13 protein-coding genes, 1 pseudogene and 1 riboswitch are annotated in these 21841 nt (G+C 73.5%); of the genes and pseudogenes, 4 read left to right on the top strand and 10 right to left on the bottom strand.

Features of this window, described 5'->3' with window-relative positions:
* Positions 1-341: 341 nt before the first annotated feature.
* Together ACFWPT_RS38780 and ACFWPT_RS38775 are read right to left on the bottom strand one after the other, a co-directional pair.
* Positions 342-1871, bottom strand: coding sequence for a UDP-N-acetylglucosamine 1-carboxyvinyltransferase (locus ACFWPT_RS38780; RefSeq protein ID WP_380487617.1), 1530 nt, complete (start codon positions 1869-1871; stop codon positions 342-344).
* A gap of 137 nt (positions 1872-2008) precedes the next feature.
* A complete protein-coding gene (locus tag ACFWPT_RS38775; protein ID WP_380487620.1) occupies positions 2009-3178 on the bottom strand; it encodes a cobalt-precorrin-5B (C(1))-methyltransferase in 1170 nt (389 codons plus the stop codon).
* Positions 3179-3578: 400 nt separating this feature from the next.
* Between ACFWPT_RS38775 and ACFWPT_RS38770 the strand changes: the two genes are divergently transcribed.
* Positions 3579-5318 carry a TIGR03767 family metallophosphoesterase gene (locus tag ACFWPT_RS38770; protein ID WP_380487614.1) on the top strand — a complete coding sequence of 580 codons (1740 nt, stop codon included), beginning with the start codon at positions 3579-3581 and terminating at the stop codon, positions 5316-5318.
* Between the two features lie 100 nt (positions 5319-5418).
* Here the strand turns inward: ACFWPT_RS38770 and ACFWPT_RS38765 are convergent, their stop codons facing one another.
* Genes ACFWPT_RS38765 through ACFWPT_RS38755 form a run of 3 tightly spaced genes read right to left on the bottom strand, consistent with a single transcriptional unit; the run spans position 5419 to position 8884 of the window.
* Positions 5419-6939, bottom strand: a complete 1521-nt coding sequence (locus ACFWPT_RS38765) for a precorrin-2 C(20)-methyltransferase (protein ID WP_380487611.1) — start codon at positions 6937-6939, stop codon at positions 5419-5421.
* Complete coding sequence (locus ACFWPT_RS38760; RefSeq protein ID WP_063350072.1) at positions 6936-7562, bottom strand: precorrin-8X methylmutase; 627 nt, start codon at positions 7560-7562, stop codon at positions 6936-6938. Before ACFWPT_RS38760 ends, ACFWPT_RS38765 begins: the two co-directional genes overlap by 4 nt.
* Complete coding sequence (locus ACFWPT_RS38755; RefSeq protein WP_380487608.1) at positions 7559-8884, bottom strand: hypothetical protein; 1326 nt, start codon at positions 8882-8884, stop codon at positions 7559-7561. Before ACFWPT_RS38755 ends, ACFWPT_RS38760 begins: the two co-directional genes overlap by 4 nt.
* Before the next feature lie 167 nt (positions 8885-9051).
* Positions 9052-9137, top strand: a riboswitch (cobalamin riboswitch).
* Between the two features lie 301 nt (positions 9138-9438).
* Here ACFWPT_RS38755 and cobN point away from each other — a divergent pair.
* Together cobN and lnt are read left to right on the top strand one after the other, a co-directional pair.
* Positions 9439-13125 carry a cobaltochelatase subunit CobN gene (cobN, locus tag ACFWPT_RS38750; protein WP_380487606.1) on the top strand — a complete coding sequence of 1229 codons (3687 nt, stop codon included), beginning with the start codon at positions 9439-9441 and terminating at the stop codon, positions 13123-13125.
* 89 nt (positions 13126-13214) lie between these two features.
* Positions 13215-14912, top strand: a complete 1698-nt coding sequence (gene lnt / locus ACFWPT_RS38745) for an apolipoprotein N-acyltransferase (protein WP_380487604.1) — start codon at positions 13215-13217, stop codon at positions 14910-14912.
* Positions 14913-15024: 112 nt separating this feature from the next.
* On the opposite strand, the gene ACFWPT_RS38740 is transcribed toward lnt, so the two are convergent.
* The 4 genes from ACFWPT_RS38740 to gdhA all read right to left on the bottom strand — a co-directional run bounded on the left by ACFWPT_RS38740 (position 15025) and on the right by gdhA (position 19473).
* Positions 15025-15789, bottom strand: coding sequence for a VOC family protein (locus tag ACFWPT_RS38740; protein WP_363367249.1), 765 nt, complete (start codon positions 15787-15789; stop codon positions 15025-15027).
* 76 nt (positions 15790-15865) lie between these two features.
* Complete coding sequence (locus tag ACFWPT_RS38735; protein WP_380487600.1) at positions 15866-16774, bottom strand: NADP-dependent oxidoreductase; 909 nt, start codon at positions 16772-16774, stop codon at positions 15866-15868.
* Positions 16775-17006: 232 nt separating this feature from the next.
* A complete protein-coding gene (locus tag ACFWPT_RS38730) occupies positions 17007-17876 on the bottom strand; it encodes an AraC family transcriptional regulator (RefSeq protein WP_063350066.1) in 870 nt (289 codons plus the stop codon).
* A 208-nt stretch (positions 17877-18084) separates the two neighbouring features.
* Entirely contained in the window at positions 18085-19473 is a 1389-nt protein-coding gene (gene gdhA, locus ACFWPT_RS38725; RefSeq protein WP_380487597.1) for an NADP-specific glutamate dehydrogenase, read from the bottom strand.
* A gap of 348 nt (positions 19474-19821) precedes the next feature.
* Between gdhA and ribA the strand changes: the two genes are divergently transcribed.
* The gene (gene ribA / locus ACFWPT_RS38720) at positions 19822-20451 is read left to right on the top strand and encodes a GTP cyclohydrolase II (protein ID WP_380487594.1); all 630 of its coding nucleotides are present in this window, start codon (positions 19822-19824) and stop codon (positions 20449-20451) included.
* A gap of 125 nt (positions 20452-20576) precedes the next feature.
* Here the strand turns inward: ribA and ACFWPT_RS38715 are convergent.
* A pseudogene (locus ACFWPT_RS38715) lies at positions 20577-21841 on the bottom strand (hypothetical protein); the annotation flags it as partial.

The raw sequence follows: 21841 nt of genomic DNA, 5'->3' as shown, positions 1-21841 counted from the left end.
GGGCTCCCGGTGGTCGTCGAGGAACGCACGCCGCTGCCCGACGGCGTACCGGCGGCCCCGGACGTACCGGGCGCGGTGCGGTGGTTGCAGCACCTGCGCTAGGACGGCCGGCCGGGTCGGCTCGGCTCGGCCGAATGTCGACGCCGACACCGCCGACCCGGACGAAGCCTTCGCGGCCTGGCGTCGCGGGTGCAACCACGCCCGTCAACTCGTCGCCGCTGCCGAGTCGTTGGACGTCCAGGGCACTACGGCGAGGAGGTGCGAGTAGCCCGCAGATGGCCGACCGGCCGCAAGGCGTGCGGCCGGTCGGCCATCTGATCGTGCTTCAGATCCGGATCGGATCAGATGTCGCGGAAGGTCTCGATCTGCGCGCCGATGGAGTTGAGGCGCTCGGCGAGGTCCTCGTAGCCGCGGTTGATGACGTAGACGTTGCGCAGGACGGAGGTGCCCTGGGCGGCGAGCATCGCAAGGAGGATGACGACCGCAGGGCGCAGGGCCGGCGGGCACATCATCTCGGCGGCGCGCCAGCGGGTGGGGCCCTGGACCAGGACGCGGTGCGGGTCGAGGAGCTTGACGTCGGCGCCGAGGCGGGTCAGCTCGGTGAGGTAGATCGCACGGTTGTCGTAGACCCAGTCGTGGATCATCGTGGTGCCGTGGGCGGCCGCGGCGATGGCCGCGAAGAACGGCACGTTGTCGATGTTGATGCCGGGGAACGGCATCGGGTGGATGGTGTCGATCGGCGCGGTCAGCTTGGACGGGCGCACGGTGAGGTCGACCAGGCGGGTGTGGCCGTTGTGGGCCCGGTACTCGGGGGTCCGGTCGTAGTCGAGGCCCATCCCCTCCAGCACCGCGAGTTCGATCTCCAGGAACTCGATCGGCACCCGGCGGATCGTCAGCTCGGAGGAGGTGACGACGGCGGCGGCGAGCAGGCTCATCGCCTCCACCGGGTCCTCGGCCGGGGTGTAGTCGACGTCGCAGGTGATCTCCGGGACGCCGTGGACGGTGAGGGTGGTGGTGCCGACGCCCTCGATCCGTACGCCCAGCTTCTCCAGGAAGAAGCACAGGTCCTGGACCATGTAGTTGGGCGAGGCGTTGCGGATGACGCTGACGCCGTCGTGCCGGGCGGCGGCCAGCAGGGCGTTCTCGGTGACGGTGTCCCCGCGCTCGGTCAGCACGATCGGACGGTCCAGCGGGGTGCCCGGCTCGACCGAGGCGTGGTAGGCGCCGCCGGTGGTGGCGACCTCCAGCCCGAAGCGGCGCAGCGCGGTCAGGTGCGGCTCGACGGTGCGGGTGCCGAGGTCGCAGCCACCCGCGTACGGGATGGCGAAGCGGCTGGCGCGGTGCATCAGCGGGCCGAGGAACATCAGCACGCTGCGGGTGCGGCGGGCCGCCTCGACGTCCATCGCCGCGAGGTCGAGCTCGGCGGGCGGGGTGAGTTCGAGGTCGCGGCCGTCGTTGGTCCAGCGGCTCTTGACGCCGACACTGGTGAGCACCTCGAGGATGCGGTAGACCTCTTCGATCCGGGCGACGCTGCGCAGCGTGGTGCGTCCGGTGGTCAGCAGCGAGGCGCAGAGGATCGCGACGCAGGCGTTCTTGCTGCTGCGGACGTCGATGGCGCCGGAGAGTCGGGTGCCGCCGGCGACCCGCAGGTGCATCGGGCCGGAGTAGCCGAGGGAGACGATCTCGCTGTCGAGGGCTTCGCCGATGCGCGCGATCATCTCAAGGCTGACGTTCTGCTTGCCCTGCTCGATGCGGTTGACCGCGCTCTGGCTGGTGCCGAGGGCCTCGCCGAGCTGTGCCTGGGACCAGCCGCGGTGCTGGCGGGCGGTACGGATGAGGGTGCCGATACGGGTGAGGTAGTCGCCTGTCACTCGCCAGACCATATCTCATGGTTGAGATGGCGACAGAACCAGGGGCGGGCGTGACACTACTTTTGTCCGTTTCTCGCCCCGTATGAACGTCAGATCTTCACATCACCAGGCGGTATTGCCGCGATTCTGTGAGAGCGTCACGGCCCGAGCGGCTCCACCCGGCCGACGACGGTGCCCGCGCGGTCGATGCAGATGACGTCCACCGCCACCGGCGAGCCGACCAGCACGCCGAGCGCCGTCGCCCGCGCCGCCTCGGCGACCAGATCGCCCAGCGGCACCCCGGCCGCCCGGCACAACTGCACCGCCTCCAACCCGGTGTTGGCGGCGGCCACCGCCTCGGCCAGCGCCCCGTCGGCCCCGCCCCGCCGCGCCAGTTCGGCCAGGTACCCCTTGTCCACCTGGGAGCGCGCCGAATGCAGGTCGAGGTGGCCGGCGGCGAGCTTGGACAGCTTGGCGAAGCCGCCCGCGATCGTCAGCCGGGGCACCGGGTGGCGCTTGAGGTACTTGAGGACGGCGCCCGCGAAGTCGCCCATGTCGAGCAGCGCGTCCTCAGGCAGTCCGTGCACGGCGACGGCGACCTTCTCGGAGGTCGAACCGGTACAGCCGGCCACGTGGGTGCGGCCCGCCGCCCGGGCCACGTCCACGCCGCGGCGGATGGAGTCGATCCAGGCGGAGCAGGAGTAGGGGACGACGATGCCGGTGGTCCCGAGGATGGACAGGCCCCCGAGGATGCCCAGCCGTGGATTCCAGGTGGAACGGGCGATCTCCTCGCCGTGGTCCACGGAGATCTCGACCACCACGTCCCCGCTGCCGCCGTGCGCGGCGGCCACCTCCGCCACGGCGTCGCGGATCATCTGCCGGGGCACCGGGTTGATCGCGGGCTCGCCGACGGGCAGCGGCAGGCCCGCCTTGGTGACCGTCCCCACCCCCGGGCCGGCCCGGAACACCACGCCGGCGCCGGGCTCGCCGGCCCGCACCGTCGAGCGGATCAGCGCGCCGTGGGTGACGTCGGGATCGTCGCCGGCGTCCTTGACCACGGCGGCCATGGCGCTCGCCGGCATGGGCGGGGCGGCGGCTCGGCCCTCGGTGGCCCGCTCCCCGGTGGCCAGTCCCCCGGCCCTGGGGGCAAGTTCCGCGGCGACGAGTTCCTCGGCGGCGAGGGCGAAGGCCGGCTGCTGGCCCTTGGGGAGGGTGATGGCCACCGGGTCCGGGAACTCACCGGTGAGCAGCGCGGTGTACGCGGCCTTGGTGGCGGCGGTGGCGCAGGCGCCCGTGGTCCAGCCGTGCCGCAGGCCGCTGCTCTTCAGCTGGCCGGCCCGGCCCCCGGCTTCGACTCCAGCCTTGGCCGCCGCTTCGGCCCCGGCTTCGGCCCCCGCCTCGGCTCCCGCTTCGGCTCCCGCTTTGGCCACCTGCGTCTCGCTTCCGGCTCCGTTGAGGTGCGGCCGCACCGGCCGTCGGTACCGATTTTCCCCCATTCGCCTGGCCGCGCCCCGACCGGGGGCGGTGGAGCGGGGCCCCGCGGCCCGGTGTCCGAGTCGGGGAGCGGCCGCTGCCCCGCGTTCCCGAAGAGTTCTCCGCACGGGCCTCCCACCCCGCTCCTACCAGTGAGTAATCTGGCGGTCCGCCAGAGGGCGGGTTCATGACACGGGGTCCGGTGGCCGGGTTGTCCGGCCGGGCCATCAGCATGTGGGGGTTTTTGTGGCAGGGATGAGTCGGCGTACGTTCCTCACCGGTACGTCGGTGGCCGCCGCCTGGTCGGCCTTGTCGCTGGGCGGCGGGCAGTTCGCCTCGGCGGCGGAGCGCGAGCACGCACTGACGGCCACCGCCGCGCGGGCGGTCAAGACGACGGGCACCACGCTCGACCAGGTGGCCACGCCCGTCGGCACCGGCGGGTACAAGCGACTGACGGCCGGGCCGGGCTGGCCGCTGGTGGTTCGCGGCGACCTGGCGGCGCCGGGCACCGGGCGGGACGACCGACGGACCGGGCTGGCCAGCTTCGTCCAGTTCAGCGACCTGCACCTGGTGGACACCGAGTCCCCGGTGCGATTCGAGTACCTGGCCCGGTTCACCGGCAGCGCGTACCGGCCGCAGGAGGCCCTGAACGCCCGCGGCGTCTCGGCCCTCGTCGAGCGGGTCAACGCGCTCGACGGCGGCCCCTACACCGGGATGCCGTTCAGCATGGTGATGGCCACCGGCGACAACACCGACAACCACGAGCAGGCCGAACTCGACTGGTACCTCACCGTCATGGGCGGCGGCCGGCTCGCCCAGAACACCGGTGACCCGAACCGCTACGAAGGCGTGCAGAACTCGGGCAACGCCGCCTACTGGAACCCCGAACTCGCCTACAACGACGACTACAAGGCGAAGGGCTTCCCGCAGATACCGGGCTTCCTCGACGCCGCCGGCCGGCCGTTCGACGCGCCGGGCCTGCGTACGCCCTGGTACACGACGGTCGGCAACCACGATGACAGCCTTGAGGGTTCACTGCCGGACCTCGGGCTGCTGAACGACCTCTACACCGGCCAGTACAAGCTGGAGGGCTGCAACGACGCCGACGCGGCGCGGCTGATGGACTCGCTGCGCCGCGACCCGGCCGGCGCCGCGCTCCTGCTCGCGAAGCTGCTCGCGAGCGGCGACGCGGTGCGCCGGATCACCCCGGACGAGCGCCGACGGCCGTTCACGCTCAAGGAGTTCGCCAAGGCCCACCTGAACCCGGCGCACACCGGCGCCGGCCCGTACGGGCACGGCTTCACCTCGGACATGGTGGGCAGCGGCAAGCTCTACTACACCTTCCGCATCTCGGAGAAGGTGCTCGGCATCAGCCTGGACACCACCAACCAGGCCGGATTCGCGGACGGTTCACTGGGCGCCGCGCAACTGCGCTGGCTGGAACAGCAGTTGAAGGCGCACAGCGGGCACTGGTACGACACCGACGGACGCAAGGTGACGGGTGGCAGCACGGACGAGGTGATCCTCCTGTTCAGCCACCACACGAGCACCACCATGGGCAACCTGCTGCCCGACCCGCGCAACATCTTCGAGAAGCGGCACGACGGCAACGAGCTGGTGGCGCTGCTCCAGCGCCACCCGAACGTGATCGCGTGGGTGAACGGCCACACCCACATGAACAAGGTCACGGCGCACGGCCACGCGGTGCCGGAGCGGGCGTTCTGGGAGATCAACACCGCCTCGCACATCGACTACCCGCAGCACGGGCGCATCATCGAGATCGCGGACAACGGGGACGGCACGCTCTCCCTGTTCACGACGCTGATCGAGTCCTCCGCACCGTACGGCACGGACTTCGGCAGCACCTCGGACGCCAACCTCGCCGCGCTGTACCGCGAGCTGTCGTACAACGACCCGAACGGCCGGCCGGCGGCGCTGCTGGGCGCGGGCGAGGACCACAACACGGAGCTGGTGATCACGAAGCCGACCCGGTGACGGGGAGGCGGGGACGCCGGGCGGCGAACAAGTAACAGAAAACAGATGACAGCTAACAGATGATGAAATCTGTTAGCTGTCATCTGTCAGTCGTCACCCGTTACTCCTCCGGGTACCGCCGCGGCGTCCAGACGACCTTCACGCCGCCGCCCCGCTCGACCGCCTGGGTCTGCGAGGAGCCGATCAGCAGGATCGTCCGCATGTCGACCAGCGCCGGATCCAGCTCGCCCAACCGGACGATCCGCACGCGCTCGGTCGGCCCGCCGACGTCACGCGCCATCACCACCGGCGTCTCGGGCGCGCGGTACTCCAGCAGCAGGTCCCGGGCGAGGGCGACCTGCGTGGTGCGCGACTTCGAGCCCGGGTTGTAGAGCGCGAGCACAAGGTCCGCCTCGGCCGCCGCGCGCAGCCTGCGGGCCACCACGTCCCAGGGCTTGAGCCGGTCCGACAGCGACACCACCGCGTAGTCGTGCCCGAGCGGGGCGCCGGCCCGGGAGGCGGCCGCGTGCGCCGCGGTCATCCCCGGGACGATCCGCACCGGGACGTCCCGGTAGGCCTCCTCGCAGGCGACCTCCAGGACGGCGGTGGCCATCGCGAAGACGCCCGGGTCGCCCGAGGACACCACCGCGACCTTGTGCCCGCGCCGGGCCAGTTCGAGGGCGTACTCGGCGCGCTCCGACTCCACCTTGTTGTCCGAGCCGTGCCGCCGCTGCCCCGGCCGCTCGGGCACCCGGTCCAGGTAGGTGGTGTAGCCGACCAGGTCGGTCGCCTCGGCGAGGACGCCGCGCGCCTCGGGAGTGAGCCAGAGCGGCCCGGCCGGACCGGTGCCGATGACGGCCACCGCGCCCGCGCCGTCCGTCCGCCGCTCCACCGGCTCCAGCGGCGCGACCTTGCTCGGCAGCACCGCCACCGAGAAGTACGGGACGGTCTCGCCCTCGACCTCCGCGAGCGGCAGGATGCGCTCCCCGTCCATGAACGCGCGCTCGACGTACTGCGCGTCGTCGAGCCGGCCGGCCCGCTCCAGCGCCCGCCGGACGGCCGGGAAGGTGCGCCCCAGCTTCATGATCACGGCGGAGTCGGCGGCGGCGATCCGCGCCGTCAGCTCCTCCTCGGGCAGCGTGCCCGGGATGACGGTGAGCGTCTCCTCGGCCTCGGTCAGCGGCTGGCCGAGCCGGGCGGCCGCGGCGCTGACGGAGGTCACGCCCGGCACCACCTCGGTCGGGTAGCGGTGCGCGAGCCGCTTGTGCATGTGCTGGTACGAGCCGTAGAACAGCGGGTCGCCCTCGGCGAGGACCACGACGTCGCGGCCGGCGTCCAGGTGGGCGGCCAGCCGGGCGGAGGCCTCCTCGTAGAAGTCGTCCAGCGCGCCTCGGTAGCCGCCCGGGTGGTCGGTGGTCTCGACCGTGATCGGGTAGACCAACTTCTCCTCGATCTGACCACCCGTCAGATAGCGCTCGGCGATCGAACGCGCGATGGACCGGCCGTGCCGGGCGCTGTGGTAGGCCACCACGTCGGCCTTGCCGATGAGTTCGGCCGCCCGGACGGTCACCAGCGACGGGTCGCCGGGGCCGAGCCCGACCCCGTAGAGCCGTCCGACACCAGAGATCTGACGATCCGTCACTCTTCTTCGCTCGCAATCGCGTTGACGGCGGCGGCGGCGATCGCGCTGCCGCCGCGCCGGCCGCGCACCACCAGGTGCTCCAGGCCGGACGGGTGCTCGGCCAGGGCCTGCTTGGACTCGGCGGCGCCGATGAAGCCGACCGGGACGCCGATCACCGCGGCCGGGCGCGGCGCTCCGGCCTCGATCATCTCCAGCAGCCGGAACAGCGAGGTCGGCGCGTTGCCGACGGCCACCACCGCGCCTTCCAGCCGGGGCAGCCACAGCTCCATGGCGGCGGCGCTGCGGGTGTTGCCCATCTTCCGGGCGAGCTCCGGCACGGACGGGTCGGTGAGGGTGCACACGACCTCGTTGTCGGCGGGCAGCCGCTTGCGGGTGACGCCGCTCGCCACCATGTTCACGTCGCACAGGATCGGCGCCCCGGCCCGCAGCGCCGCGCGCGCGGAGGCGACCACGCCCGGTGAGTACACCAGGTCCTCGACCAGGTCGACCATCCCGCAGGCGTGGATCATCCGCACCGCGACCTGGGAGACGTCCGCCGGGAGGGCGGCCAGGTCGGCCTCCGCACGGATGGTGGCAAAGGACTGGCGGTAGATGGACGCGCCGTCCTTCTCGTACTCGATCACTTCGTGGTCCTCCTGGCCTCGGCGACCGCCTCGGCCATCTCCTCGTTCGTCACGTCCACGGCCGCCCCGGCGGCCGCCGGACCGTTCACCGTCACCCGGTAGCCCTGCCCGGTGGCGAGCACGTCCACCCACCGCCCGGCCGGATGACCGCAGCGTCGTTCACACCCCGACCAGTGCACCGGGAGGCCGGCCATCGGAAGGCCCGCGGCCGGAAAGCCGGTAACCGGAAGGCCGGTAGCCGGAAGGCCGCCGACCGGCGGGCTCCCGGTGGCAGCTGCCGCATCGAGCGCCCGCGCCGCGTCGGCCCGGACGTCGGCCCGCGACTTGGCGCACCCCGGCAGTCCGGTGCAGGCGGTGGCCCGCTCCCAGGGCGAGCCGGGCGCGGTCCGGAACCCGGCCGCCGCCAGCGCGGGCAGCCGGTCGGCCGGCGCCCCCGGCAGCACCGCGCCGCGCCAGGGCGTCAGCCGGATCTCCCCGGCGCAGGCGCCCGCGAGTTCCCGCCACTGCGCGGCGCCGGCCCGGCCGAAGCGCATGCCCACCGACAGCCCGCCCGCCACCTCGGGGAACGAGCCGGCCGTGCGGACCACGCCGACCGCGGGCGCGGCCCCGGCGAGGGCGGGCACCGGCACGGGCCCGGCCGGCAGCAGCTCGGGGACCTCGCGCAGGTGCCAGGCCTTGCGCCCGCTCTCGCGCAGCACGTCCAGGAAGGCCCGGGCCGCGTCGAGCACGGCCGCCACCTCCTGCCCCGCCGGCACCGGACGCCCGTGGGAGGCCCGTCCGAGGCGCAGCAGCGCCGACCCGTCCGGGCCTGCGATCAATGTCACATCGGCGTCGAACGCGGCGACGTCGCCCCGCCCGTCGTCCAGCGCGAACAGGAACTTGCCGGAGAGCCCGGCCGCCCAGTCGCTCGCGCACAGCCGCGCGTCCAGCTCCCGCACCCAGGCCTGCACGTCGGCGAAGCCGTGTCCGTCGAGCCCGGCGAGCGGGGAGGCCACGATGTTGCGGACCCGTTCGTGCGTGTCCGAGGGCAGTAGGCCGACGGCGCGCAGCCGTTCGGCGAGTTCGGCCCCGCAGTGCGAAGCCAGGCCGCGGAGTTGGACGTTGCCGCGGGAGGTGGTCTCCAGTTCGCCGTCGCCGAGCGCCTCGGCGGCGTCGGCCAGCGCCAATGCCTGACGGACCGTCAGCAGGCCGCCGGGCAGCCGGACCCGGGCCAGGGCGCCGTCGTCGGCCGGATGTAGACGAAGGGCCCCTGGGCAGGCGTCCGCGCGCCCCCGGTCGGGCACCGCGGCGCCCGGCGCGGTGGCGTCGGGTGTCGGTGGCATGGCCGCGAGCATACAGATGATCCGATCGGTTGCCTTTGTCCGTCGCCTCACACCCCGGGCGCTCCGGGCGGCCTCCCCGGGATCACCCTCCCCCAGGTCAGCCGCACCCCGTACGATGCTGGCGGACGGTCCCCGCGGACCGTCCGCACGCCAGCGACGGCGCAGGGGAGGAAACCGGTGCAAGCCCGGTGCGGTCCCGCCACTGTGACCGCGGTTCACCGGGAGACCGGACGGCCGCGGGAGCCAGGAACTCCTGCCGTCCTCCACCGGCCCGGGGCGCGGACCCCGAGGAAGGCTCGAAGAGCAATGCGCTGCCGCATGCCCGCGCCCGGGTCCCCGGGCACCTCACGCCCGCCCGACTCCGGGCGCTTCGCCGACGTCTCGGCGCTCCTTCGGTCGCCGGTCACGCGCCGTCGCCCGCTTTCGTCCGCCGCATGCCACGCGCCTTCGTCCGTCGCATGCCACGCGCTTTCGTCCGTCGCTCGTCACTCGTCACTTTCCACGCCGGCGCGCCCTTCGGCTCGGGGCGGCTCCGAGGCCGGGAGGGCCTTCGCATGATCCTGCTGCTGTCGACGTCCGACACCGACCTGCTCAGTGCCCGCGCCGCCGAGGGCCCGGTCCGCTACCGGCTCGGCAACCCGGCCCGGCTCACCCCCGAGGACCTGCCCGCGCTGCTGGAGGGCACCGACCTCGTCGTGGTCCGCCTGCTCGGTGGTCGCCGCGCCTGGCAGGAGGGCCTGGACACGCTGTTGGCCGGCCCCCGCCCGGTGATCGTGCTGACCGGTGAACAGGCCCCCGACGCCCAGCTGATGGAGCTGTCCACCGTCCCGGCCGGCATCGCCGCCGAGGCGCACGCCTACCTCGCGCACGGCGGCGCCGCCAACCTCGCCGAGCTGGCCGCCTTCCTCTCCGACACCGTGCTGCTGACCGGCCACGGCTTCGCCCCGCCCGCCTCCGCCCCGGCCTGGGGGCCGCTGGAGCGCGAAGCCCGTACGCAGGACGGCCCGACGGTCGCGGTGCTCTACTACCGCGCCCACCACATGAGCGGCAACACCGCCTTCGTCGAGACGCTCTGCCGGGCGATCGAGGACCAGGGTGCGCAGGCCAGGGCCTACTACTGCGCCTCGCTGCGCGGCGCCGAGCCCGAGCTGCTGGCCGCGCTCGGCGAGGCCGACACGCTCGTCACCACCGTGCTCGCCGCCGGCGGCACCCGCCCGGCCGACGCACAGGCCGGCGGCGACGAGGAGGCCTGGGACGCGGGCGCGCTCGCCGCCCTGGACCGGCCGATCCTCCAGGCGCTCTGCCTCACCTGGTCGCGCGCCCAGTGGGAGGCCAGCGACGACGGCCTGTCCCCGCTGGACACCGCCACCCAGATCGCGGTGCCGGAGTTCGACGGCCGGCTGATCAGCGTCCCGTTCTCCTTCAAGGAGCTGGACGAGGACGGCCTCACCGTCTACGCCGCCGACCCGGAGCGCGCCGCCCGGGTGGCCGGCACCGCCGTCAAGCACGCCCGGCTGCGGCACATCCCGGCCGCCGAGCGCCGCCTGGCGCTCGTGCTGTCCGCCTACCCGACCAAGCACGCCCGGGTCGGCAACGCCGTCGGCCTGGACACCCCGGCCAGCGCGATCCGCCTGCTGAACCGGCTGCGCGCGGAGGGCATGGACCTGGGTTCGGACCTCCCCGGGCTGGACGGAACGAACGGGGACGGCCACGACGGCTCCCACGACGCCTCGCCCGACGGCTCCTCCGATGCGTCCCAGGACTCCTCCCTCGACGCCTCCCACGAGGGCGACGCCCTGATCCACGCCCTGATCGCGGCCGGCGGCTACGACCAGGACTGGCTCACCGAGGACCAGCTGGCCCGCAACCCGGTGCGCATCCCCGCCGCCGACTACCGCCGCTGGTACGCCACGCTCCCCCAAGGACTGCGCGAGCACGTCGAGGAGCACTGGGGCCCGGCCCCCGGCGAGCTGTACGTCGACCGCTCGCAGAACCCGGACGGCGACATCGTGCTGGCCGCGATCCGCTCCGGGAACCTGCTCGTCCTGATCCAGCCGCCGCGCGGCTTCGGCGAGAACCCCGTCGCCATCTACCACGACCCCGACCTGCCGCCGAGCCACCACTACCTGGCCGCCTACCGCTGGATCGAGGCCGCGCAGGCCGACGGCGGCTTCGGCGCGCACGCCGTCATCCACCTCGGCAAGCACGGCAACCTGGAGTGGCTGCCCGGCAAGACCGCCGCGCTGTCCGCCGAGTGCGGCCCCGACGCCGTCCTGGGCGATCTGCCGCTGATCTACCCGTTCCTGGTCAACGACCCGGGCGAGGGCACCCAGGCCAAGCGCCGCGCCCACGCCACCCTGGTCGACCACCTCGTCCCGCCGATGGCCCGCGCCGACTCCTACGGCGACATCGCCCGCCTGGAGCAGCTGCTGGACGAGCACTCCAACATCGCCGCGATGGACCCGGCCAAGCTGCCCGCGATCCGCGCGCAGATCTGGACCCTCATCCAGGCCGCCAAGCTGGACCACGACCTCGGTCTGGACGAGCGCCCCGAGGACGACGGCTTCGACGACTTCCTGCTGCACGTCGACGGCTGGCTGTGCGAGATCAAGGACGCCCAGATCCGCGACGGCCTGCACGTCCTCGGACAGGCGCCGGCCGGCACCGACCGGGTCAACATCGTGCTCGCCATCCTGCGCGCCCGCCAGATCTGGGGCGGCGTCAGCGCGCTGCCGGGCCTGCGCGAGGCGCTCGGGCTGGACGAGGCCGCGCTCACCCTCGGGGCCACCGACGCCGCCGAGGCCCAGGCCCGCGCCCTGGTCGAGGCCATGGAGGCGCAGGACTGGGCGGTCGAGGCGGTGGAGAAGGTCGCCGCCGGGCTGCCGGAGGCCGTCCACGAGGTGCTGACCTTCGCCGCCACCCAGGTGGTGCCGCGGCTGGCCGCCACCACCGACGAGCTGGACGCCGTGCTGCACGCGCTGCGCGGCGGCTTCGTCCCGGCCGGGCCGTCCGGCTCGCCGCTGCGCGGCCTGGTCAACGTGCTGCCGACCGGCCGCAACTTCTACTCCGTCGACCCGAAGGCCGTCCCGAGCAAGCTCGCCTGGGAGACCGGCCAGGCGCTCGCCGCCTCGCTGGTCGAGCGGTACACCGCCGACAACGACGGCGCCTACCCGCCCTCGGTCGGGCTGTCGCTGTGGGGCACCAGCGCGATGCGCACCGCCGGCGACGACATCGCCGAGGCCTTCGCCCTGCTCGGCGTCCGCCCGGTCTGGGACGACGCCTCGCGCCGGGTCACCGGCCTGGAGCCGATCACCCTCGCCGAGCTGGGCCGCCCGCGCATCGACGTGACGCTGCGCATCTCCGGCTTCTTCCGCGACGCCTTCCCGCACGTGGTCGCCCTGCTGGACGACGCGGTGCGCCTGGCCGCCGCCCAGGAGGAGCCCGCGGAGCAGAACTTCGTACGCGCCCACGTCCAGGCCGACCTCGCGGTGCACGGCGACGAGCGCAAGGCCACCGTCCGCGTCTTCGGCTCCCGCCCGGGCACCTACGGCGCGGGCCTGCTCCAGCTGATCGACAGCCGGGACTGGCGCACCGACGCCGACCTGGCCGAGGTGTACACGGTCTGGGGCGGCTACGCCTACGGGCGCGGACTGGACGGGCGGCCGGCCCGCGAGGAGATGGAGACCGCGTACAAGCGGATCACCGTCGCCGCGAAGAACACCGACACCCGCGAGCACGACATCGCCGACTCGGACGACTACTTCCAGTACCACGGCGGCATGGTGGCCACCGTCCGGGCGCTCACCGGCAAGGCGCCGACCGCCTACATCGGCGACTCGACCCGCCCGGAGACGGTCCGCACCCGGACGCTGACCGAGGAGGCCGCCCGCGTCTTCCGCGCCCGGGTGGTCAACCCGCGCTGGATCGAGGCGATGCGCCGGCACGGGTACAAGGGCGCGTTCGAGATGGCCGCGACGGTGGACTACCTGTTCGGCTACGACGCCACGACGGGCGTGGTCGCGGACTGGATGTACGAGAAGCTCACCCAGGAGTACGTGCTCGACCCCGTCAACCGGGAGTTCCTGACCGGCGCCAACCCGTGGGCGCTGCACGGGATCAGCGAGCGGCTGCTGGAGGCGGCCAGCCGCGGGCTCTGGGAGCAGCCCGACCCGGAGCTGATCGCGCAGTTGCAGGCCGCGTTCCTGGAGACCGAGGGGGACCTGGAGGGCGACGAGGGCTGAGCCACGGGGGTGGCCACCAGTGTTCCCATAGTCCATTCGGGTGACAGGAACACTGGTGGCGCAGTCCGTCCGAGCGGACAATACGGGGCATGCCCCGCCGCCTCGCCCTCACCAGCCCCGCCCGGCGCACGCCGCACCGGGAGCACTCCGAGCACCGCGAGCACCCTGAGCACTCCCCGCATCCCGGGCACCCCGAGCACTCCTCGCATCCCGGGCACCCCCGGCACCCTGAACCTCCCGGGCACTCCGAACACGGCGGGCAGTCCGGACACGGCGGCCACCCGCAGGCGCGCCCGCACCGCTACCGCGCGCGGTTCGGCGCCCTGGCCGCCGGGGCGGTACCGGTGCTCGCCTTCCCGGCGCCGGGGCAGGCCTGGCTGGCGTGGGTCGCGCTCGTCCCCGGGATGCTGCTGATGCAGCGCGCGCCCGGCGGGCGGGAGGCGGCGGTGCGCGGGTGGTGGTTCGGGGCGGGCTTCATCCTGACCGCGATGTACTGGCTGGTCCCGTCCATCGGGCCGGGGCTACCGGTGCTCGCCGTGCTGTTCGGGGCGCTCCAGGGCGGCTTCGGGTACGCCGTCCACCGGCTGCTGCACCCGCCGCTGACCGGCCGTCGGGCGCTGCTCGCGCTGGTCGTCGTCCCGGCGGTCTGGGTGACCACCGAGTACGCGCGCTCCTGGGACGCCCTCGGCGGGCCGTGGGCACTGCTCGGCGCCACCCAGTGGCAGCACCCGGCGATCCTCGGGCTCGCCTCGACCGGCGGGATCTGGCTGGTCAGCGCGGCCGTCGCGGCCGCCAACACCGGGGTGCTGATCGTCCTGACCGCCGTGCACCGGCGGCCGCGCGCCCTCGCGGCGCTGACCACCGTCCTGGTCCTGGCCGCCGGCCCGCTGCTGTTCGCCCTGCGCGACGCCCCCGCCCCGGCCGGGGCGGTCACCGTCGCGCTGGTCCAGCCCGGCATCGTGGACGACCCGCAGGCCCGGTTCGAGGCCAGCGCCCAGGCCACCGCCGCGCTCGGCGGGCAGCCGGTGGACCTGGTCGTCTGGGGCGAGAGCAGCACCACCGCCGACCTCGACCGCGACCCGGCCGCGCTCGACCGGCTGCGCCAACTCTCCACCGCCACCGGGGCGCAGATCATTGCCGGGGAGGACGCCCGCAAGGCGGACGGGCGGATCTCCAAGGACGCGGTACTGGTCTCCCCTGCGGGCGTGCTGGACCGCTACCGCAAGATCCGGCTGGTGCCCTTCGGCGAGTACATCCCGCTGCGGCCGGTGCTCGGCTGGATCGCCGGCGTCAGCCGGGCGGCCGGCGAGAACCGGGCGCCCGGCACCGCCTTCCACGTCCTGCCGGCCACCGACCGGGCGGGAGGACCGCTGCCGGTCGGCGCGCTGATCTGCTTCGAGTCGGCCTTCCCCGACCTGGCCCGCACCGCCGCGCGGGACGGCGCCCGGGTGCTGGTCTACCAGTCCTCCACCTCGACCTTCCAGCACACCCGGGCACCCGAGCAGCACGTCTCGCTGGCGGCGATCCGGGCCGCCGAGACCGGCCGGCCGGCCGTGCAGGCCTCGCTGACCGGGGTGTCGGCGGCCTTCGACGCGCAGGGCCGCGAGCTCGCCCGGCTCGGTACCGACGGCACCGGCGCGCTGACCGTCCGGCTGCCGCTCACCGAGCCCGGGGCGCTGACCTGGTACGACCGGATCGGCGACGTGGTGCCGATCGGCGCGCTGCTCGTCACGGCGGGCGCGACGGCGGCGGCGTGGCGCTCCAGCCGCAGTCGGCGTCCGGGGTGAGGGCGGAGACTGCGCCCGACGGGAGGACGGCGGGGTCCTCGGCAGGGGCGCGGGCAGGGGCGCGGGCAGGGGCGCGGGCAGGGGCGCGGGCAGGGGCGTGGCCTCCGGGCGGTCAGCCCTCGGTGCCGGCCAGGTAGACGCCGAACGACGCGCCCTGCGGGTCGCGCAGCACGGCGATCCGGGGGCCGTCCGGCACGTCGGTGGCCCCCATCAGCACGTCCGCGCCGAGGCCGCTCGCCCGGGCGACGGTGTTGTCGACGTCCGCGACCGAGAAGTACGGCAGCCAGTGCGGCGGCACCTGCGGCGGGAAGCGGTCGTCCATCACGAGCATGCCGCCGAAGTCGGCGCCGTCCAGGCCCCACTGGGTGTACTGCTCGGACGGGCTGACGGACCAGCCGAAGACCGCCGGGTAGAAGGCGGTCGCACCGGCCGGGTCGCGGGTGAGCAGTTCCACCCAACCGAGCGAGCCCGGCTCGTTGAACACCTCGGCGCCCGCGAACGCGCGGGCCTGCCAGAGCAGGAACACCGCGCCGGAGCTGTCCCCGACCACCGCGAAGCGGCCGAGGTCGGACACATCGGTGGGCTCCTTCAGGACCTTGCCGCCGGCGTCCTCGACCTTCGCGACGGTGGCGTCGGTGTCGGTGACCGCGAAGCAGGTCGACCAGGCGATGGGCTGCTGCGGCGCGAACCGCGGGCTGACGGCGGCCGCCGTGGCGTCGCCGAGGAACATCTGGGTGTAGCCGCTGGCCTCGGGGCGCACATCGGCCTCGGCCCGCCAGCCGAACAACTCGCCGTAGAAGGTGCTGGCGGCGGCCGGGTCGGAGGTGCCCAGCTCGACCCAGCAGGGGCCGCCGATGGTCACGGAGTTCTGCTTCATGGCTTCTTCTCTCGACTTCTTCTCTCGGTTCTCGATCTCTCGGTCTTTGTTGACTGATCGTCACTCTTGCCTTGTGTCACGCGACTTCGAGCACCACCTTGCCGCGGGCATGGCCGGATTCGACGAAGGCGAGCGCCTCGGCGGCCCGGGCCAGCGGGTAGCGGCCGGTGATGTTCGGGTCCAGCTCACCGGCGGCGACCAGGGCCGCCAGCGCGGACAGGGTCTCGGACGTCGTCGAGCGGGTGATGTAGCGGCCGCCGAGTTCGGCCACGGTGGCCGGGTCGGCGGTGCTGACCAGCTCCGTACGGTCCTTGCGCACGGGGGCGGCGGCCCGCAGGGCGTCGCCCCCGACCAGATCGAGGATGCCGTCGACGCCGTCGGGCGCCGCGGCCGCGATCCGTTCGGCGACGCCGTCGCCGTAGCGGACGGGCACCGCGCCGAGGGACTCCACGTACGCACGGTTGGCGTCGCTCGCGGTGCCGAGGACGATCAGGCCGCGACTGCGGGCGATCTGGGCGGCCGCGCTGCCGACACCGCCGGCGATGCCGAGGATCAGCAGCGTCCGGCCGGCGCCGAGGCCGAGGTCGCGGACGGCGTCATCCGCGGTGGCCGCCGACACGGGCAGGACGGCCGCCTGGTCGAAGCCGACACCCTCGGGCTTGAGCGCGCTCAACTCGGCGCGCATCAGCGTCTGTTCGGCGTAGGCACCGGCGGCCGCGAGGCCGAACACCTCATCGCCCGGGGTGAACCCGGTGACCCCGGGGCCGACTTGCAGGACCACGCCCGAGGCCTCCTGGCCCATGACGGCGGGGAGTTCGCGCTCCCGGCCGAGCAGGCCCGTGCGGATCTTCCAGTCCACCGGGTTCACCCCGGCCGCGCCGACCGCGATCGCCAGCTGCCCGGGGCCGGGCTCCAGCACCGGGCGGTCCAGGAACTCCTGTGTCTCCGGCCCGCCGTAGTCGACGAAGCCGAATGCCTTGGCCATCGGTGATCCCACTCCTCGGGTAGCGGTTGCGATCCCCCGTCCTCCCCCGCCCCAGCATGCGGGCGGGGGAGGACGGGTGCGGGCGCTGCTGGGCCGAACGGGGGCGGGCGGGGCGGCGGGCGGCGGCAGTGGGCGGGATGGGCGAACAAAAAACAGATGACAGATAACAGATTTCGAAATCTGTTATCTGTCATCTGTTAGTTGTCGGCTGTCAGCTGTCAGCGGCCGTCCGTCAGCGCAGCGCCCGCGCCACCGGAATCCACAGCTGGGCCTCCGCCTGGCCGTCCGACAGGAACCGGGTGCGCAGGATCTCCGGCCCCGGCCGGAACTCGTACGGGTTGGACGGGAACCACTGCGTGAAGACGTCCCGCCACATCTCCTGGAGGGCCTTCGGGAAGGTCCCGGTGTTGGAGAAGGCCGCCCAGGTGCCCGCCGGCACCTCCCGAACGTCCAGGCCGTCCGGGACGACGGTGTCCGCGTCCGCCACCACCGCGTGGTAGTAGTCGAGTTCGACACCCTCTTCGCGGCTCTCCGAGAAGAACTCGGTGACCGAGAGGATGCCTTCCGGCTCGCGGCCCGAGAGCGCCGAGATCCGGTCGACGGTCTCCTGGCCGAGCCCCTTGATGAACGAGGCGATGGCCGGGTTCACGCCCTCGTGCACCAGCGGGACCCGCGCCCGCCGACCGATGATCCGGAAGTCCGGCTGCTCGATGATCCGGTATTCCATACTGCTGCTTCCCTCCACGACGAGTCGGAAGGACATCCGGGGCTGGGACTTGAGCACCGCGCCCTCGCGCCGGGCCTCACCGGGCCCGACCCCGTGCATCGCCCGGAACGCCCGGGCGAACGCCTCCCCCGAGGTGTAGCCGTACCGGATCGCGACCTCCAGCAACGTCCGCTCCCCGCCGAGGACTTCGGCCCCGGCGACGGTCAACCGCCGGCGCCGGACGTAGTCCGACAGCGGCATCCCGGAGAGCATCGAGAACAACCGTCGGAAGTGGTACTCCGACGTCATCGCGATCCGGGCCAGCTCGGCGACCTCGACCTCCTGGTCCAGGTTCCGTTCGATGTGCTCCATCGCCCGGTTCAGGTGTTCCAGCACTCCGACCCCGTCCTTCCCTTACTGATCACCACCGTAGGAAGGACCCACCCTGCCGCACCCGACAATCGGTGCCCGCTCCGGTCGGGTACCGATCGCCGGGTGACGGCGAGTCGCGCCGTCGGCACCGGGCGAAGGGCCGCGGGCGCCAGGCGGAGGACCGCGGGCGCCAGGCGGAGGACCGCGGGCGCCGGGTGGCGGGCGGCAGGGCTCAGATCAGGCCCTGGGCCAGCATCGCGTCCCCGACCAGCTCGAAGCCGGCGATGTTCGCGCCCACCACGTAGTCGCCCGGGTGTCCGTAGCGCTCGGCGGTGGTGAAGCAGGAGTCGTGGATGTGCTTCATGATCCCGGCCAGCCGCTCCTCGGTGCGGGCGAAGGTCCAGGAGTCGCGCGAGGCGTTCTGCTGCATCTCCAGGGCGCTGGTGGCCACGCCGCCCGCGTTCGCCGCCTTGCCCGGGCCGAAGGCCACCCCGGCTTCCTGGAACACCCGGACCGCCTCCGGGGTGGTGGGCATGTTGGCCCCCTCGGCGACCGCCAGCACCCCGCCCCGCACCAGGGCCAGCGCGTCCGTCCCGGTCAGCTCGTTCTGGGTGGCGCAGGGCAGCGCGACATCGCAGGGCACGCTCCACACGCCCGGGCCCTCGACGAACCGGACGTGGCTGCCGCGCAGTTCGGCGTAGTCGGCGACCCGGCCGCGCCGGACCTCCTTGACCTCCTTGAGGAGCGCGAGGTCGATGCCCTTCTCGTCCACCACGTAGCCGGTGGAGTCGGAGCAGGTGAGCACGGTCGCGCCGAGCTGCTGCGCCTTCTCGATCGCGTAGATGGCGACGTTGCCGGAGCCGGAGACGACGACCCGGCGCCCGTCCAGGCTCTCCCCGCGGCTGTGCAGCATCTCGGCGGTGAACAGCACGCAGCCGTAGCCGGTCGCCTCGGTCCTGGCCTGCGCGCCGCCCCAGCCGAGGCCCTTGCCGGTGAGCACGCCGCTCTCGTAGCGGTTGGTGATCCGCTTGTACTGGCCGAACAGGTAGCCGATCTCCCGGCCGCCGACGCCGATGTCCCCGGCGGGGACATCGGTGTGCTCGCCGAGGTGGCGGTACAGCTCGGTCATGAAGGACTGGCAGAAACGCATGACCTCGGCGTCCGAGCGGCCCTTGGGGTCGAAGTCGGAGCCGCCCTTGCCGCCGCCGATCGACAGCCCGGTGAGCGCGTTCTTGAAGATCTGCTCGAAGCCGAGGAACTTGACGATGCCGAGGTTCACCGAAGGGTGGAAGCGCAGCCCGCCCTTGTACGGGCCGAGGACGCTGCTGAACTCCACCCGGAAGCCGCGGTTCACGTGGATGTCGCCGGAGTCGTCCGTCCACGGCACCCGGAACATGAGCTGCCGCTCGGGCTCGCAGATCCGCTCGATGATCCGGGCGTCGACGAACTCGGGGCGGCGGGCGAGCACCGGCCCGAGGGTCTCCAGGACCTCGTGGACCGCCTGGTGGAACTCCATCTCACCCCTGTTCCGGCGGACCACGTCCGCGTAGAGCGCCTCGATCACGCGCTGCTCGGCGTCGAAGGAGGTCGGGGAGGTGGCGGCGGGAGGGGTTGTGGGCATCTGATCAGGACCTTCCGTGGTCGTCGGTGCTCGTGCGCGAGGCATTCCCGTGCCCAGGAAACGGGGAAATCCTCGCAGTGTCCACGGTCCGGCTCCCGACGCATCCACATGCTGAAACCCCCACGCCTCGCGGACCGTACGATCCACCAGCGCCCTCGCGTCCGCACGGAGCCCGACTGAACCACAGTCCGTAGTCGAATCGGGCACGGACAGTATTTAGTTGTTCAAATTGGAACTACCGAGTACGGTCATCGACATCCGATCCACCCCGGGCCGGCCGGCCCGCCCCTCTCGACCCATCGGTTCGTCGGTTCGCCGACCCATCTCCTCATCGACGGAGGCCCACCCATGCCGCAGCCCGGCCCCGCCACGGTGCGCTCGCGTGTGCGCATCCCGCTGACCTTCCACGACGGCTACCGCGCCGAGGCGCAGGCCCTCACCTTCCACGACCTCGCCGACGGCGCGGAGCACCTGGCGCTCGCGTTCGGCGAGGTGCCGGAGGGCGGGACGCCGCTGGTGCGCCTGCACTCGGAGTGCCTGACCGGCGACGTCTTCGGCTCGGACCGCTGCGACTGCGGCCCGCAGCTGCGCGAGTCGGTCGAGCGGATCGCCGAGGCCGGCGGCTACCTGCTGTACCTGCGGCAGGAGGGCCGGGGCATCGGGCTCTACAACAAGCTGGAGGCCTACTCCTTGCAGGACTCCGGATTGGACACGTACGACGCCAACACGGCGCTCGGCCTGCCCGAGGACGGCCGGGACTACACCGCCGCCGCCCAGATGCTCGCCACCCTCGGCGCCACCGGCATCGACCTGCTGAGCAACAACCCGGACAAGGCGCAGCAGTTGGCCGACCTCGGGATCACCGTGCGGCGACGGGTGCCGACCGGTGTACACCTGTCCGCGAGCAACGTGCGCTACCTGCGGGCGAAGGTGGAACGGACCGGGCACTCGATCGAACTGTCCCGGCTGGTCGGCTGAGCCGGATGACGGCTGGATCGCCGGCGGCGGGCGGCTGACAACTAACAGCTGACAGATAACAGATAACAGATTTCAAAATCTGAAAGCTGAACTCTGTCATCTGTTATCTGTCAGCCGTTCGCCCGTCAGCCGCCCGCCCCCGTACCCGGCCCCGTACCCGCCCCCCGCGCCCGGGCCGTGCGCAGCACCCCGTACGCCGCGAGCGGGAGCGCGACCAGCAACGCGGCCCAGAACGCGCCGTGCCCCCAGAACTCCGCGACGGCCGTGAACTGCCCCTGGAGCACCGGGATCCGCAGCGCCTCGACCGGGCCGAGCGGTCCGGGCCAGGCGCCGAGCACCAGGGTGGCGGGGATCCAGCAGCCGAGGAGCGCCCGGGCGGTGACCGGCGTCCCCAGGGTGCTCGCGAGGGAGACGACGGCCAGCAGGACGACGAACCCAGACTGGTAGGCCGCACCGGTCTGGCCGGTCCCCCAGGAGGCCGGCGTCGGGTGGTGCCCGGTGGCCGCCAGCCGCACCTCGACCGCCGCCCACAGCAGCAGGGCGAGCACACAGGTGCTCCCGAGCGCGAACAGCGCGCGGTCGCGGGCGCCCACGGGGCCCGTCCGCCACTGCTTGCCGTCCCACCGTGCCGCCGCGCCCCGCCCGGCGAGCCGCCGCCAGGCCTCCCGCACCTGCCGCCGGGCCTCGTGCGCGGGCTTCAGCAGCCGGTTCGCCGCGCGCTCGATCAGCACGAACGACGCCACGATCGCCGCCACCGCCGCGAGGCCGGCCCAACTGCCCATCCCGCCCTCGAACAGCACCACCCGCTCGGCCACCGGTTTCGGCATCTCCAGGCCCGTCATCGGCGGTCCGAGCCGCAGGTAGCCGATGGCGAAGGCCCCGACGCCGGTCAGGGCCGCCGTACCGAGGCCGACCCGGGCGGGGAAGAAGGCGAGGACGGCGGCGGCGACCAGCGCCGCCCCCAGTTGGCCGACCACCTGCTGGGCCGCGTGCTCGCCGGCCTTCTTCAACGGCCCGCCGAAGGCGCCGTCGGGCGAGATCTTGAGCTGGACCCCGGCCTCGACGGGGTAGCGGAACACCGCCCCCGCCCACAGCAGCAACCCGAGGGCGAGGAACAGCAGCAGCACGGCGCCCGCCCGACGCGGCAGACCGGTCCGGGCGTGCGGCCACCACTCCCGCAGCCGGGCCGGCCAGTCCACCGGCATCCGTTCACGCCCGCCCTGCCACAGCCGCCCCAGCCAGCGGTCCCGGCCGGCCCGGTTCTCCCGGCCTTCCCCGCCCTCCCGGCCCTGGTCGCCGTCGGGCCGCTCGCCCCGGCCCCGGCCGCGCGGGCGCAGCGTCTCGGCGGCGACCAGGGCCGCGCGCCCGGCGTCATCCCCCGGGTCGGCGC

It is taken from the genome of Kitasatospora sp. NPDC058478, from assembly GCF_042720345.1.
Taxonomy (GTDB): domain Bacteria; phylum Actinomycetota; class Actinomycetes; order Streptomycetales; family Streptomycetaceae; genus Kitasatospora.
This window is presented reverse-complemented; position numbering and strand designations above follow the sequence as displayed.

What these genes read in the sequence shown, in the direction of transcription:
- ACFWPT_RS38770 (WP_380487614.1), top strand. Translation starts at nt 3,579, where the DNA reads ATGAGTCGGCGTACGTTCCTCACCGGTACGTCGGTGGCCGCCGCCTGG.
- ACFWPT_RS38755 (WP_380487608.1), bottom strand. Translation starts at nt 8,884, where the DNA reads ATGCCACCGACACCCGACGCCACCGCGCCGGGCGCCGCGGTGCCCGAC.
- cobN (WP_380487606.1), top strand. Translation starts at nt 9,439, where the DNA reads ATGATCCTGCTGCTGTCGACGTCCGACACCGACCTGCTCAGTGCCCGC.
- lnt (WP_380487604.1), top strand. Translation starts at nt 13,215, where the DNA reads ATGCCCCGCCGCCTCGCCCTCACCAGCCCCGCCCGGCGCACGCCGCAC.
- ACFWPT_RS38740 (WP_363367249.1), bottom strand. Translation starts at nt 15,789, where the DNA reads ATGAAGCAGAACTCCGTGACCATCGGCGGCCCCTGCTGGGTCGAGCTG.
- ACFWPT_RS38735 (WP_380487600.1), bottom strand. Translation starts at nt 16,774, where the DNA reads ATGGCCAAGGCATTCGGCTTCGTCGACTACGGCGGGCCGGAGACACAG.
- gdhA (WP_380487597.1), bottom strand. Translation starts at nt 19,473, where the DNA reads ATGCCCACAACCCCTCCCGCCGCCACCTCCCCGACCTCCTTCGACGCC.
- ribA (WP_380487594.1), top strand. Translation starts at nt 19,822, where the DNA reads ATGCCGCAGCCCGGCCCCGCCACGGTGCGCTCGCGTGTGCGCATCCCG.